Below are 13648 nucleotides of genomic sequence, written 5' to 3'. Positions count from 1 at the left end.
CAGTTGCTTCGTACGCAACGTGATTCAGGCTGCGCAACTCAATGTGCCCGCCTCCGAGGAGGGGTGTCAAGGGGGTGGTGACCCAGCGGAACACCCCGCGGGACACCGCGGAGAAGGCCCCGGCGGCGGCCGGAGAACGGCAACGCCCGGCGGGCGGCGCGCACAGCTGCGCACCGCCCGCCGGGCGTCCCGGAACTACCCTTTTCGGCGGCCCTCGCTACTTCAGCCAGGCAGCGACCTTGTCGGGGTTGGCGTCGACCCACTTCTTCGCGGCGGCGTCGTCGGACAGTTTGTCCACGGCGATCGACTTGGCCACTTCGTTCTGGTCGTCGTTCGTCCAGTTGAAATTCTTCACCAGGTTGTAGGCGGGGCTGCCGGACTTGGCGAACTTCGCGCTGACGATCTTGTCCAGGTTGTAGTCGGGGTAGTCGCAGGCGACCTTCGCCGGGTCGGCGTCACAGCCCGTCGTGTACTTGGGCAGATTGACCCTGACGAGCTTGACCTCGGAGAAGAACCACTGCGGCGAGTAGAAGTAGCCGATGAACGCCGTCTTGTTCTTCTCCGCCTGCCGGAAGGACTGGATCAGCGAGGTCTCGCTGCCTCCCTGCACGACCTTGAAGTTCAGCTTGAGGTTCTTCACCAGCGCCTCGTCGTTGGTGACGTACGACGGGTCGCCGTCCAGCAGCTGGCCCTTACCGCCCGACTCGGAGGTCTTGAAGAGCGAGGCGTACTTGTTGAGGTTCTTCCAGTCGGTGATGTCCGGGTACTTCTGCACCATCCACGGCGGCACGAACCAGCCGATGACGCCCTTGTTCCCGGTCTGACCGGCTTCCACCGCCGTCTTCTGCTGGGTGATGTACTTCTTCTTCAGGTCCTCGTGGCCCCAGTTCTCGAGGACGGCGTCGATCTCGCCGGTTCCGAAGCCCTGCCAGGCGACCTGCTCCTTGAGATTCTTCTTGACGACCGTACAGCCGAGCTTCTTCTCGGCGACGTACGCGACGACCGCCGCGTCGGCCTCGTAGCCCACCCAGGGGTTGACCGCGAGGTTGAACGTGCCGCACTTTCCGGAGCTGCCGCCCGAGCTGCCCGAGCCCGAGGAGGTGTCGCCGACCTTCGCCCCGCCGCAGGCGGTGAGGGTGAGGCCGAGGACAGCCAGGCCGGCCGCGCCGGCTCGCCAGTGTTGTGCCATGGTGTCGAGCTCCTTATGCCCTGGTGCGTCGTGCCGCAGCCTGAGTGATCCGGTCGAACATGACTCCGAGCAGTACGATGGCGAGCCCCGCCGCCAGCCCCTTGCCGTACAGCTCGCTCTGCGAAAAACCGGCCACGACGTCGTAGCCGAGGGCGCCGGCCCCTACCAGGCCGCCCACCACAACCATCGACAGCACGTAGATCAGGCCCTGGTTGGTCGCGAGGGTCAGGGCGCTGCGTGCCATCGGCAGCTGGACCTTGGTGATGATCTGCCAGGTGTTGCACCCGGCCGAGGTGGCCGCTTCCACGGTGGGCGCGGACACGTTCCGCACCCCGTCCGCGATGATCTTGACGGCGACGGGTGCCGCGTAGACGACGGCCGCGACGATCGCCGTGAAGCGGGTGGCGCCGAAGAGCGCCAGGAACGGTACGAGATAGACGAACGGCGGCATGACCTGCGCCGCGTCCAGGGTGGGCCGGATCAGCCGGTCCACCAGCATGCTGCGGCCCATCCACACGCCGAAGACGACGCCGACCAGCATCACCAGGACGGTGGCCACTGCGGTGGAGGCGAGGGTGGTCATGCTGTCCGACCAGAGTCCGGTGCCGACCAGCAGACCGACGCACACGGCCACGGTCACCCCGGCCCGCCAGCCGCCGAGGACCGCGCCGAGCCCGACCAGGACGGCGCCGACCAGCCACCACGGGGAGTCGGTGAGCAGGGTCTGGAAGGGGTTGAGCAGGCCGTTGGTGAGGGCGTCCCGCAGGGCGTTGGTGAGGCCCGAGAGATGGTCCTGCAGCCAGGTGGTCGCGGTGTCGGCCGCGCTCGCGATGTGGCTGCCGACGGTGCCGTCACCGGGGAACTCGGCCGCCCAGACGTAGGTGTGGGAGAGGTAGACCAGGACGACGGCCGCCACCCCGCCCGCCCCGAGCAGCGGACGGCGCCACTTCACGAACCACCCGCCCGAGCGGCGGGTCCCGGTGCGGGCGGCGGCCGCCGTGGTGACCCGGTCGAGGACGATCGCCATCACGACGATGGCGAGGCCGGCGTTGAAGGCGGTGCCGACGTCGAGCGACTGCAGCGCCTGGACGACGGTCTCGCCGAGGCCGGGCGCGTTGATCAGGGCGGCGATGGTCACCATGGCCAGGGCGGCCATGATGGTCTGGTTGACGCCCATGACGACCGTGCGCTTCGACATCGGGAGCAGCACCTTGACCAGTTGCTGCGTGCGGGTGGTGCCGAGCGAGTCGGCCGCCTCGACGGTGGTCTCGGGGACGGAACGGATGGCGTGCGCGGTGATGCGGATGGCGGGCGGGGCCGCGTAGATCACGGTGGTGATCACGGCGGAGGCGCCGCCGATCAGGAAGATCAGGGTCAGCGGGGCCAGGTAGACGAAGGTCGGCATCGTCTGCATGAAGTCCAGGAACGGCGTCGTGATTCGGTTGAACCGGTCGGAGAGCCCCGCCCACACGCCGAGCGGGATACCGATGAGAAGGGCCACCATGACCGCCGACAGGGTCAGCGCCAGGGTGTCCATGCTCTCCTGCCACAGGCCCTGGAGCCCGAAGAAGGTGAAGCCTGCGACGGTCAGCAGGGCGACCCGCCAGTTGCCCACGGCCCAGGAGACGTAACCGGCGAGGCCGACGACGCCGAGCCAGCCGATCTGCGGGACCGGGCGGCCGTCGGCGGGCTGGGAGATCAGCGACTGGACGAAGGTGACCAGGTTGTCGATGACCAGCCGGATCTCGTTGAAGAAGTACAGGAAGAGCGGGTTGGAGTTGCGGTTGGCGCCGATGCTGTCGTTGACGTCGTTCAGCCAGCGGTGCAGACCGGTGAGGTCGGCGGCGGCCAGGGTCAGCGTCTGCCGGCCCCGGAACGCGGCGAAGAGCACCAGCCAGACGACCAGGATCGCCGCCACCACCATCGGGCGGCTGACCTTCCTGCGTAGCGTCGCGACCGGCGCGGTCGCGTCGGCGACGGCGGCCATCAGGCGCCGCCGTCCTGCCCGGCGACGACGGCGAGGATCTCCTCGTCGCCGACGATGCCGAGCAGCTTGCCGTTCTCGACGACCTTGACCGGCTTCTCGGCGGCGAGGACCACCCGCGTCGCCTCGCGGACGACGACGTCCGGGCCCAATTCCGGTCCGTCGAGGGCGTCTTCGGGTTCTGCGGGCCGCATGATCCAGCGCAGGGTGAGGACGTCGCCGCGCGGCACGTCCTTGACGAAGTCCCGTACGTAGTCGTCGGCCGGGGCGCCCACCAGCTCGTCGCCGGTGCCGCACTGGACCATCTTGCCGTCCCGCATGATCAGGATGCGGTCGCCGAGCTTCAGGGCCTCGGAGAGGTCGTGGGTGATGAACACCATGGTTTTGCCGACCTCGTGGTGCAGGCGGATGACCTCGCTCTGCATGTCGCGGCGGATCAGCGGGTCGAGTGCGGAGAACGGCTCGTCGAAGAAGAGGACGTCGGGGTCGCCGGCCAGCGCCCTGGCCAGACCGACCCGCTGCTGCATACCGCCGGAGAGCTGGTCGGGGTAGGAGTTCTCGTAGCCGGCGAGGCCCACCAGTTCGACGGTCTCCATCGCGCGCTTCACGCGGTCGGCCCGGCTCATGCCCCGGATCTCCAGGCCGAAGGCCACGTTGTCGACGACCTTGCGGTGCGGCAGCAGGCCGAAGTGCTGGAAGACCATGGAGAACTTGCTGCGCCGCAGCTCCCGCAGCCGCCGGGCGTCGGCGTCCCGGATGTCCTCGCCCTCGAAGACGATCTCGCCGGCGGTGGGTTCGATCAGCCGGGTCAGACATCGCACCAGGGTGGACTTGCCGGACCCGGACAGGCCCATGACGACGAAGACCTCGCCGGGCGACACCTCGAAGTTGACGTCCCGCACGGCGGCGGTGCAGCCGGTGCGGTCCATCAGCTCGCGGCGGGTGAGCCCGCACAACTCCTCGGAGCCCGGGACCTCGTCGGCCTTGGGCCCGAACACCTTCCACAGCCGGCGCACGGAGATGACCGGGGTGCGGTCCCGGGGTTCCTCGGACGTGTCGCGCCGCTGCGACGCCTCGGTCTGGGCTGGGGGCATGGTGGGGACCTTTCTTCGGCGTCAGCCGCGGAACCAGTGCTGCGGCCGGGGTTGGATGTTCTGCCAGACGTGCTTGGGCTCTCGGTACTCGTCCAGGCCGGTCGGTCCCAGCTCGCGGCCCACGCCCGAGTGCCCGAAGCCACCCCATTCCGCCTGCGGCACATAGGGGTGGTAGTCGTTGATCCAGACGGTGCCGTGGCGCAGCCTGCGGGCGACCCGCTGGGCCTTGCCCGCGTCCTGTGTCCAGACGGCTCCGGCGAGGCCGTACTCCGTGTCGTTGGCGATGCGGACGGCGTCGTCCTCGTCCCGGAAGCGTTCGACGGTGAGCACGGGTCCGAAGGACTCCTCGTGCACCACGCGCATGTCCTGGCCGCACTCGTCGAGGACGGTGGGCGGGTAGTAGAAGCCGTTCGCGAGCGCCGGGTCGTCGGGGCGGCTGCCGCCGCAGCGCAGTACGGCGCCCTCGGCGAGCCCGGCGGCGACGTACGCCTCGACCTTCTCGCGGTGCTGCGCGGAGATCAGTGCTCCGGTCTCGGCCTCGGGGTCGAAAGGGCCGCCCAGGCGGATGAGCCGAGCCCGGCGGACGATCTCGTCGACGAAGGCGTCGTGGATCGAGTCCTCGACGATCAGCCGGGCGCCGGCCGAGCAGACCTGCCCGGAGTGCAGGAAGACGGCGGTGAGCGCGAAGTCGACGGCCGTGTCGAAGTCGGCGTCGGCGAAGACCACGTTGGGGTTCTTGCCACCGAGTTCGAGGGCGACCTTCTTCACCGTGGCGGCGGCGGTGGCCATGATCCGCTTGCCGGTCTCCAGCCCGCCGGTGAAGGACACCATGTCGACGGCGGGGTCCTCGGCGAGCGCGGCGCCGGCCTCGGGCCCCGCGCCGAGCACCAGGTTGCCGACACCGGGCGGGAGTCCCGCCTCCTCCAGCGCCTTCAGCAGCAGGATCGAGGTGGAGGGGGTCAGCTCGCTGGGCTTCAGGACGAACGTGTTGCCCGCGACCAGGGCGGGCGCGACCTTCCAACTGGCCTGCAGCAGCGGGTAGTTCCAGGGGGTGATCAGTCCGCAGACGCCGACGGGTTCGTAGCCGACGCGGCTGAGCGCGTCGTCGCGGCCGGTGTCGATCACCCGTCCTGCGCTGGTGCCGGCGATGCCGCCGTAGTAGCGGAGGCAGGAGACGACGTCGGCGATGTCGTACTCGCTCTCCACCAGGCGCTTGCCGGTGTCCAGGGACTCGGCGCGGGCGAACTCCTTGGCGTCGCGCTCGATGATGTCGGCGGTGCGCAGCAGCAGGGCGCCGCGCTCGCGCTCGGGGGTGTGCGGCCAGGGCCCCTCGTCGAAGGCGCGCCGGGCGGCGGCGATCGCGGCCTCCGCGTCGGGGCGGGTCGCCTCGGAGACCGTCGCGACGAGGGTGCCGTCCGCCGGACAGCGGATCTCACGGTGGCCGCCGGCCACCGCCGCGCGCCATTTTCCATCCACATACAGATCTGCCACGGCCGCGCCCTTCGAGCCCGAATTCGTTGCGCATTGTGCATTGGATTGCTTTTGGTGGAACACCCTGACCGAATGTACTGACACCCGTCAAGGGCTCGCGTATCCCGATTCGGCCGCGAAAACGGCACGCCTCGGGAGTGGGTCAGCCGCCGAGGCGGTCCAGCAGCGCACGGCGCCACCGCTCCGTCTCGGCAACCTGGTTGAAGGTGAACAGATGGAGGCCCGCCACGCCCGCCGACGGTGCGGTGAGTGCCGCCGCGGCCTGGGTGAGCAGCCGCTGCGGGTCGTAGCCGCCGGGTGCCGCGAAGCGCAGGAACCAGGAGGCGTGCCTGGTGAGGAAGCGGGTCGACTCCCCCACCCCGATCTTCGTCGCCATGGACAGCAGCTTGGCCCGCTGGACGGGCCCGGCGACGCCGACGTACACGGGCAGGGTGACGTCACGGCGCCGGATCCGGGTGAGCCAGTCGCCGAGCACGCGCGCGTCGAAGCAGAGGTTGCTGACGATGTAGGTGGCGTGCGCCCGCTTGTCCCACATCGCCTGGATGGTGAGGTCGTCGTGGATGAGGGGATGGCTCTCCGGATAGCCGGTGATCCCCGTCTCCCTGAAGGGTCTGCCCATCTCGGTCAGCCGGCGCAGCACCGGCAGCGCTCCCTCGTACGTCCCGGCGGGCGGATCGGCGTCGCCCGCCGGGACGAAGAGGTCGTCGACGCCCGCCGCGCACAGCCGCTCCGTGACGTCCTTCAGATGGGTGTCGTCGCGCAGCAGCCGGGCGGGGACGTGCGGGACGGCACGGTAGCCGTGCGCCGCGAGCCGCTCGGTGAGGTCGAGGGTCGGTTCCAGGCCCTTGACCGGCGACGCCGTGACCGTGACCACGACGTCGCGGGGCACATGGGCGAGCACCTTCTCCTCGGTCGCCCTGGCCGGCAGCACCTCGTAGCGGACACGGGCCAGCAGCGCCCGCAGCGCCTCGGCGCCCATGGCCTACCCGGCCTGCTTCTGGGCGTCGCGGTGCCGGTAGTACACGGCCTTCGACGGGGGCAGCGGTTCCTTGCCGAGGATGAGATCGGCCGCCTTCTCGGCGATCATCATCACCGGGGCGTAGATGTTGCCGTTGGTGACGTACGGCATCACCGAGGCGTCCACCACGCGCAGTCCCTCCACGCCGTGCACCCGCATGCTCGTCGGGTCGACGACGGACATCTCGTCGGTGCCCATCTTGCAGGTGCAGGACGGGTGCAGGGCGGTCTCGCCGTCCTTGGCGACCCAGGCGAGGATCTCCTCGTCCGTCGCCACGGACGGGCCGGGTGAGATCTCCCCGTCGTTGTAGGGGGCGAGGGCGGGCTGGTTGAGGAGCTCGCGGGCGACCCTGATCGCCTCGACCCACTCGCGGCGGTCCTGCTCGGTGGAGAGGTAGTTGAAGCGCAGGGCCGGGTGTTCACGCGGGTCCTTGCTCCGGATCTTCACCGAGCCGAGGGCGTCGGAGTACATGGGCCCGACGTGGACCTGGTAGCCGTGGCCGCCGGCGGGCACCGAGCCGTCGTAGCGGACCGCGATGGGCAGGAAGTGGAACATCAGGTTGGGGTAGTCCACGTCGTCGTTGCTGCGGCAGAAGCCGCCGGCCTCGAAGTGGTTCGTCGCGGCCGGGCCCTTGCGGAACAGCCACTGCAGGCCGATGAAGGGGGCCCGCCACTTGGCCAGGTACGGCTGGACGGAGACGGGCTGCTTGCAGGCGTACTGGATGTACACCTCCAGGTGGTCCTGGAGGTTCTCGCCGACGCCCGGCAGGTCGTGGACGACGTCGATGCCGAGGGCGCTGAGCTCCTTGGCGTTGCCGACGCCGGAGAGCTGGAGCAGTTGCGGGGAATTGATCGCGCCGCCGCAGAGGATCACTTCCTTGGCGCGGACCTGCTGAAGGGCGCCCTTGCCGCGCTGGAACTCGACGCCGACCGCCTTCTTGCCCTCGAAGAGGACGCGGGTGACCAGGGCGCGGGTCCTCACGGTCAGGTTGGGGCGCTTCCTGGCGGGCTTGAGGTACGCCTTCGACGCGGACAGGCGGCGGCCGCGGTGCACGTTGCGGTCGAACTTGGCGAAGCCCTCCTGCCGGTAGCCGTTGACGTCGTCGGTGGGCGCGTAGCCGGCCTCCTCGGTCGCCTTGAGGAAGGCGGAGAAGAGCGGATTGGTGGCCGGACCGCGCTCCAGGACCAGAGGGCCGTCGTGGCCGCGGAACTCGTCGTCCGGGTCGGCGGCGAGACAGTTCTCCATCCGGCGGAAGTACGGCAGGCAGTGGGCGTAGTCCCAGGTCTCCATGCCGGCGTCGGCGGCCCAGCGCTCGTAGTCCATGGGGTTGCCGCGCTGGAAGATCATGCCGTTGATGCTGCTGGAGCCGCCGAGCACCTTGCCGCGGGCGTGGTAGATGCGGCGGCCGCCCATCTCCGGCTCGGGCTCGGACTCGTACTTCCAGTCGTAGAAGCGGCTGCCGATGGGGTAGGTCAGCGCCGCCGGCATGTGGATGAAGACGTCCCACGGGTAGTCGGGGCGGCCCGCCTCGAGCACCAGCACCCGGTGACCGGGGTCGGCCGAGAGCCGGTTCGCCAGTGCGCTGCCGGCCGAGCCGCCGCCGACGATGACGAAGTCGTACTGCAAGGGAGCCATGGTGCCTCGTCTCGCTCGCGCCGTCGATTGCGCGGCATGCTAGTACGGGTATCGCTATACGCACCAGGTTGCGAACAACGCAACTTGTAAGATCTTTGTTCACATCGCGTTACTTGGAGCGTGTTGTTTACTGCGCGTATAGTTTCGCTATGAGCAACTTCAGTCCGGATACCGAAACGAACGGCTCATCTTCCGGCGGCGTGCAGTCCGTCGACCGCGCCATCAGCGTCCTGGAGATCCTGGCCCAGCGCGGCGAGGCGGGAGTGAGCGAGGTGGCCGCCGAGATCGATGTTCACAAGTCGACCGCGTTCCGGCTGCTCGGCGCCCTGGAAGCGCGCGGTCTCGTGGAGCAGTCGGGCGAGCGGGGCAAGTACTCGCTCGGCTTCGGCATCGTACGCCTGGCCGGCGCCGTGACGGGACGCATCGACGTCACCCAGCAGGGCCGGGTGGTGTGCGAGCGGCTGGCCGAGGAGATCGGCGAGACGGTCAACATCGCGGTGATGCAGGAGCACTACGCGATCAACCTCTACCAGGTCCGCGGCGCGGCCGCCGTCAGCGCGCACAACTGGGTCGGCCAGCTGACCCCGCTGCACGCCACCTCCAGCGGCAAGATCATGCTGGCCCACGTGCCCGCCAAGGAGCGTGCCGCGCTGATCTCGGAGGGGGGTCTGAAGAAGCTGACCCCGCACACCATCTCCTCGAAGGCGAAGCTGGAGACGAACCTCGCCGAGGCCCGGGAGCGCGGGTACGCCTGGACGCTGGAGGAGCTGGAGATCGGGCTGCACGCCATGGCCGCGCCGATCCGGGACCGGGACGGTGTGGTCATCGCCTCGATCAGCGCCTCCGGTCCGTCCTACCGGTTCACCGAGGAGCGCATGCACGAGCTGGCCCCGGTGCTGGTGAAGGGCGCGGAGGAGATCAGCCACCGCATGGGGTACCTGGGCTGAGCACCCCCGGAACGGCCGCCGTACGGCCCGCGTCCGCCCCGCCCGCGCGGGCCGCGGGCGTCACTCCGGCTGCCGGGTGCCGAGCCGATCGTGGACCCAGTCGTGGAAGGCGCCGATGTGGTGCTCGCTGGGCACCAGCACCCCGCCCTTGGCGTACAGCCGTGAGCTCATGCCGGGCTGCGTGCGCTCGCAGGCCTCGAAGTCCTGGCGGTTGACCCGGTCGAAGAGCTCCACGGACCGGCTGACGTCCTTGCCGGTCTCGACGACGTGCGGGAGGTAGAGCCAGTCGCACTCGACGATGGTGCGGTCGACGGCCACCGGGTACATCCGGTGGAAGATCACATGGTCCGGCACCAGGTTGATGAACACCTGCGGTTTCACGGTGATCGCGTAGTACCGCCGGTCCTGGTCCGCCGAGACCCCCGGAATGCGGTCGAGTCCCTCGGAGCCGTCGACGGTGAAGCCCTGGACCTCCGCGCCGAACTCGGCGCCGTGGCCGACGTAGTACTGGGCCGCGTAGCCGTCGGCGAACTCGGGCAGCACCTCGGTGAGTTCGGGGTGGATGGTGGCGCAGTGGTAGCACTCCATGAAGTTCTCGACGATGAGCTTCCAGTTCGCCCGGACGTCGTAGACGATCCGCCTGCCGACGGCGAGGTCCTCGACGCCGTAGCGTTCGATCGACTCGACGTCGCCCAGCCGCTCGACCGCCGCCCCGATCACGTCCTCCTCGAAGGACGGCGGGTTCTCCGCGAGGCACACCCACACATAGCCGAGCCACTCCCGGACGGCCACGCCCACCAGGCCGTACTCGGTGCGGCCGACGTCGGGCATCTTGGTGAGGTTGGGCGCGGCGACCAGCTTGCCGTCGAGGCCGTAGGTCCAGGCGTGGTACGGGCACTGGAAGGCACGGGCGACCTCGCCGGTCTCCTCGGTGCAGAGCTTGGCGCCGCGGTGCCGGCAGACGTTGAAGTAGGCGCGGATCGACCGGTCCCGGGCCCGGGTGACGAGGATGCTCTCGCGGCCCACGTCGACGGTGCGGAAAGCGCCGGGCTTCGGCAGATCGGCCGCGCGGGCGACGCAGAACCACATCGTCTCGAAGATGCGCTCCTGCTCCTGGGCGAAGATCCCGGGATCGGTGTAGGCGGAGCCGGGGAGGGTGGCGATCAGGCTGTCCGGCAGGCTGGTCGAGGTCACGGTGCACTCCTCGGAGGACGTCGTGGATCGGTGGGGTGGCGCGGACGCCGGGTCAGGACGCGGCGGAGCCGAACTGCTTGCGCGCACGGGTGAACAGCCGCGGCTGGTTCATCCCGAGCACGGCGACCTGCCGGCCCTCCCGCCGGTACACGGCGAGGAAGCTGCGGTCGTCGGTCGAGCCCTCCTCGACCGTCACGCTGTCGGCCCCGGCGGCGTGGCCGACGAACTGGATCTTCACGCCGTACTGGTCGGACCAGAAGTACGGCGGCCGGGGCGCGCCCGGCTCCCGCGCCCCGTGCGCGAGCAGCGTGGCGACGGCGCTGTCCGGGCGTTCCAGCGCGCCCGTCCAGTGCTCGATCCGGCGATGGGTGCCGGTGTGCGGGTCGTACCAGTTGGCGCAGTCGCCGACGGCGACCACCCCGGCCACGCTGGTGCGGCCGTCGGCGCCGCACTTCACCCCGTTGTCGAGGACGACGCCGGAGCCTGCCAGCCACTCGACGCAGGGGCGCGCCCCGACGCCGACGACGACGATGTCGGCCGGCACGCTGCGGCCGTCCTCGAGGAGCACGCCCTCCACCTGCCGCTCGCCGCTCAGACCCTTGACCCCCACTCCGCACAGCAGCCGTACCCCGTGGTCGGCGTGGAGCGCGGAGACGACGGCGCCCATGGCCTCGCCGAGCGGTCCGGCCAGCGGGGTCGGCGCCGCCTCGATCACGGTGACGTCGAGGCCGAGGGCACAGGCCGTGGAAGCGACCTCGGCGCCGACGAACCCGCCGCCGATCACCACCAGGCGGCCGCCCCGTGCGAGGTCCTCCCGCAGCGCGCGGGCGTCGTCGAGGGTGCGCAGGGTGTGGACGCCCGCGAGGCCCTCCGTGCCGGGCAGGGTACGGGCGGCGGCACCGGTCGCGATGACCACGCCGTCGGCGCGGACCTCCCGGCCGTCGGCGAGACGGATCGCCTGCCGGGTGCGGTCGAGACCGACGGCCCGGGAGCCGAGCAGCCACTCCGCCCCGAGGTCCTCGTCGTCGCGCTCCAGCGCGAGATCCGGCTCGCCGAGGGCGCCGGCCAGGAACTCCTTGGACAACGGCGGCCTGTCGTACGGGCGGTGGGGCTCGTCGCCGACGACGACCAGCCGGCCGTCGTACCCCCGCTGCCGCAGGGAGCGCGCGGCCGACAGTCCGGCCAGCGAGGCGCCCACCACGGCGACGGTCCTCACGCCGCGCCCCCGGCCAGGCGGGCGGAGACGCACGGCGGCAGGTTGGGCGCGTCGGCGGAGAGCCGGACGTAGACCGTTCCGTCCTCCACGACGACCTCGTGGGTGCGGACCGGAAGCTTGGCCGGGGGTGCGTCCACGGCGCCGGTGCGCAGGTCGAACTTGGAGGCGTGCAGGGGGCATTCCACCTCACAGCCCTCCAGCCAGCCGTCGGCGAGCGAGGCGTCCTGGTGGGTGCAGGTGTCGTCGATGGCGAAGAGCTCGCCGTCATCGGTGTGGAACACCGAGACGGGCGGGTCGATGTCGAGCCGGTGGGCCTCGCCTCGCGGCAGATCCGCGAGACGGCACGCGGGAATCATCATGACACCTCGGTGCGTATAGCGAAACGGATTGCGGTTAGCGCAACGCCAGTCTGGGGGCCGCCGCGAAGCGTTGTCAAGAAGTTCACGCGCCGGTTTGCACGGGCGCCGACAGCGCTCCCCCGGGCACGCCGAACCACCCTCGAAAGCAGGCGTGAGCAGGGCGAACAGGCCTGCGTGAAGTGCGGCCACGGCCCTGCCCCGGTGCCGTCACCGGGGCAGGGCCGCTTCGTCGGCGGGGCGGTCAGAAACCGCGGTCGCCCGTCACAGGAGCACCACCGAGCGCAGCACGTCACCGTGGTGCATGCGCTCGAAGGCCTTCTCGACCTCGTCCAGGGCGATGGTCTCGGTGACGAACGCGTCCAGGTCGAGGCGGCCCTGCAGGTACAGGTCGACGAGCATCGGGAAGTCGCGGGAGGGCAGACAGTCCCCGTACCAGGACGACTTGAGCGCCCCGCCGCGGCCGAAGACGTCCAGCAGCGGCAGCTCCAGCTTCATCTGCGGGGTGGGTACGCCGACCAGGACGACGGTGCCGGCGAGGTCACGGGCGTAGAAGGCCTGCCGGTAGGTCTCCGGGCGGCCTACCGCCTCGATGACGACGTCGGCGCCGAAGCCGCCGGTCAGCTCCCGCACCGCGTCGACGGCGTCGGTCTCCTTGGAGTTGACCGTGTGGGTGGCGCCGAGCCCGCGTGCGGTGTCCAGCTTGCGGTCGTCGATGTCGACGGCGATGATCCGCGCCGCGCCGGCCAGCTTCGAGCCGAGGACGGCCGCCGCGCCGACGCCTCCGCAACCGATCACGGCGACACTGTCGCCGCGGCCGACGTCGCCGGTGTTGAGGGCGGCGCCGAGGCCCGCCATCACGCCGCAACCCAGCAGGCCGACGGCCGCCGCCGACGCGCGCCGGTCGACCTTGGTGCACTGTCCGGCCGCGACCAGCGTCTTCTCGGCGAAGGCGCCGATCCCGAGGGCGGGCGAGAGTTCCGTGCCGTCGGTGAGGGTCATCTTCTGCTTGGCGTTGTGCGTGGCGAAGCAGTACCACGGCCGCCCGCGCAGACAGGCCCGGCACTGGCCGCACACGGCACGCCAGTTGAGGATCACGAAGTCACCCGGTGCCACGTCGGTGACGTCGTCGCCGACCGCCTCGACGACCCCCGCCGCCTCGTGCCCCAGCAGGAACGGGAACTCGTCGCTGATGCCGCCCTCGCGGTAGTGCAGATCGGTGTGGCAGACCCCGCAGGCCTCGATCCTGACCAGCGCCTCACCCGGACCGGGGTCGGGCACGACGATGGTCTCCAGGCTGACAGGGGCGCCCTTGCTCCGCGCGACGACGGCACGGACCTGCTGAGACATGGCCACTCCTCGACTGACAGAGGCGGCGAGATGTTGCCCAATACGGCACGCATCTCGTGTTTCGCAACACAGCATCGCGGAGGGCCCCGCGGGGGTCAAGGATCCGTCAGCGGGCCCGCACCGGGCCCGCGTGGGGCCTTCGCCACGTACACAGAGGGGCCGGCATCGCCCGCG

Annotated in this window: 11 protein-coding genes; 1 reads left to right on the top strand and 10 read right to left on the bottom strand. The window is 70.4% G+C overall.

Annotated features, from left to right (window positions below; translation table 11 throughout):
- Positions 1-217 precede the first annotated feature (217 nt).
- From ACFY0P_RS24910 to betA, 6 genes are all read right to left on the bottom strand, one after another.
- On the bottom strand, positions 218-1189 hold the full coding sequence (locus ACFY0P_RS24910; protein WP_388916985.1) for an ABC transporter substrate-binding protein: 972 nt from the start codon (positions 1187-1189) through the stop codon (positions 218-220).
- A gap of 13 nt (positions 1190-1202) precedes the next feature.
- A complete protein-coding gene (locus ACFY0P_RS24905; protein WP_388916982.1) occupies positions 1203-3176 on the bottom strand; it encodes an ABC transporter permease in 1974 nt (657 codons plus the stop codon).
- Positions 3176-4267 carry a glycine betaine/L-proline ABC transporter ATP-binding protein gene (locus tag ACFY0P_RS24900; RefSeq protein ID WP_388916979.1) on the bottom strand — a complete coding sequence of 364 codons (1092 nt, stop codon included), beginning with the start codon at positions 4265-4267 and terminating at the stop codon, positions 3176-3178. Before ACFY0P_RS24900 ends, ACFY0P_RS24905 begins: the two co-directional genes overlap by 1 nt.
- A gap of 21 nt (positions 4268-4288) precedes the next feature.
- On the bottom strand, positions 4289-5758 hold the full coding sequence (locus ACFY0P_RS24895; protein ID WP_388916976.1) for an aldehyde dehydrogenase family protein: 1470 nt from the start codon (positions 5756-5758) through the stop codon (positions 4289-4291).
- Positions 5759-5900: 142 nt separating this feature from the next.
- Positions 5901-6737: a 5,10-methylenetetrahydrofolate reductase gene (locus ACFY0P_RS24890; RefSeq protein WP_388916973.1), complete on the bottom strand. Its 837-nt coding sequence runs from the start codon at positions 6735-6737 to the stop codon at positions 5901-5903.
- A gap of 3 nt (positions 6738-6740) precedes the next feature.
- Positions 6741-8411: a choline dehydrogenase gene (gene betA, locus ACFY0P_RS24885; protein WP_388916970.1), complete on the bottom strand. Its 1671-nt coding sequence runs from the start codon at positions 8409-8411 to the stop codon at positions 6741-6743.
- 149 nt (positions 8412-8560) lie between these two features.
- Between betA and ACFY0P_RS24880 the strand changes: the two genes are divergently transcribed.
- The gene (locus ACFY0P_RS24880; RefSeq protein ID WP_388916967.1) at positions 8561-9358 is read left to right on the top strand and encodes an IclR family transcriptional regulator; all 798 of its coding nucleotides are present in this window, start codon (positions 8561-8563) and stop codon (positions 9356-9358) included.
- 60 nt (positions 9359-9418) lie between these two features.
- On the opposite strand, the gene ACFY0P_RS24875 is transcribed toward ACFY0P_RS24880, so the two are convergent.
- The 4 genes from ACFY0P_RS24875 to ACFY0P_RS24860 all read right to left on the bottom strand — a co-directional run bounded on the left by ACFY0P_RS24875 (position 9419) and on the right by ACFY0P_RS24860 (position 13474).
- A complete protein-coding gene (locus ACFY0P_RS24875) occupies positions 9419-10552 on the bottom strand; it encodes an aromatic ring-hydroxylating dioxygenase subunit alpha (RefSeq protein ID WP_388916964.1) in 1134 nt (377 codons plus the stop codon).
- Positions 10553-10604: 52 nt separating this feature from the next.
- Complete coding sequence (locus ACFY0P_RS24870; RefSeq protein WP_388916961.1) at positions 10605-11768, bottom strand: NAD(P)/FAD-dependent oxidoreductase; 1164 nt, start codon at positions 11766-11768, stop codon at positions 10605-10607.
- On the bottom strand, positions 11765-12127 hold the full coding sequence (locus tag ACFY0P_RS24865; protein ID WP_388916958.1) for a bifunctional 3-phenylpropionate/cinnamic acid dioxygenase ferredoxin subunit: 363 nt from the start codon (positions 12125-12127) through the stop codon (positions 11765-11767). The genes ACFY0P_RS24870 and ACFY0P_RS24865 overlap by 4 nt, the downstream gene beginning before the upstream one ends.
- A gap of 261 nt (positions 12128-12388) precedes the next feature.
- Positions 12389-13474, bottom strand: a complete 1086-nt coding sequence (locus ACFY0P_RS24860; protein ID WP_388916955.1) for an S-(hydroxymethyl)mycothiol dehydrogenase — start codon at positions 13472-13474, stop codon at positions 12389-12391.
- Positions 13475-13648: the final 174 nt, after the last annotated feature.

Origin of the sequence: Streptomyces sp. NPDC001714 (genome assembly GCF_042892755.1) — a bacterium.
Lineage (GTDB): Bacteria > Actinomycetota > Actinomycetes > Streptomycetales > Streptomycetaceae > Streptomyces.
Note: the sequence above shows the minus strand (reverse complement) of the source record. Positions and strands in the feature narration are given on the sequence as shown.

Excerpts from the sequence above, each read along its gene's own strand:
- ACFY0P_RS24905 (WP_388916982.1), bottom strand. The coding sequence starts at position 3,176 with ATGGCCGCCGTCGCCGACGCGACCGCGCCGGTCGCGACGCTACGCAGG.
- ACFY0P_RS24900 (WP_388916979.1), bottom strand. The coding sequence starts at position 4,267 with ATGCCCCCAGCCCAGACCGAGGCGTCGCAGCGGCGCGACACGTCCGAG.
- ACFY0P_RS24880 (WP_388916967.1), top strand. The coding sequence starts at position 8,561 with ATGAGCAACTTCAGTCCGGATACCGAAACGAACGGCTCATCTTCCGGC.
- ACFY0P_RS24860 (WP_388916955.1), bottom strand. The coding sequence starts at position 13,474 with ATGTCTCAGCAGGTCCGTGCCGTCGTCGCGCGGAGCAAGGGCGCCCCT.
- ACFY0P_RS24890 (WP_388916973.1), bottom strand. The coding sequence starts at position 6,737 with ATGGGCGCCGAGGCGCTGCGGGCGCTGCTGGCCCGTGTCCGCTACGAG.
- ACFY0P_RS24910 (WP_388916985.1), bottom strand. The coding sequence starts at position 1,189 with ATGGCACAACACTGGCGAGCCGGCGCGGCCGGCCTGGCTGTCCTCGGC.
- betA (WP_388916970.1), bottom strand. The coding sequence starts at position 8,411 with ATGGCTCCCTTGCAGTACGACTTCGTCATCGTCGGCGGCGGCTCGGCC.
- ACFY0P_RS24865 (WP_388916958.1), bottom strand. The coding sequence starts at position 12,127 with ATGATGATTCCCGCGTGCCGTCTCGCGGATCTGCCGCGAGGCGAGGCC.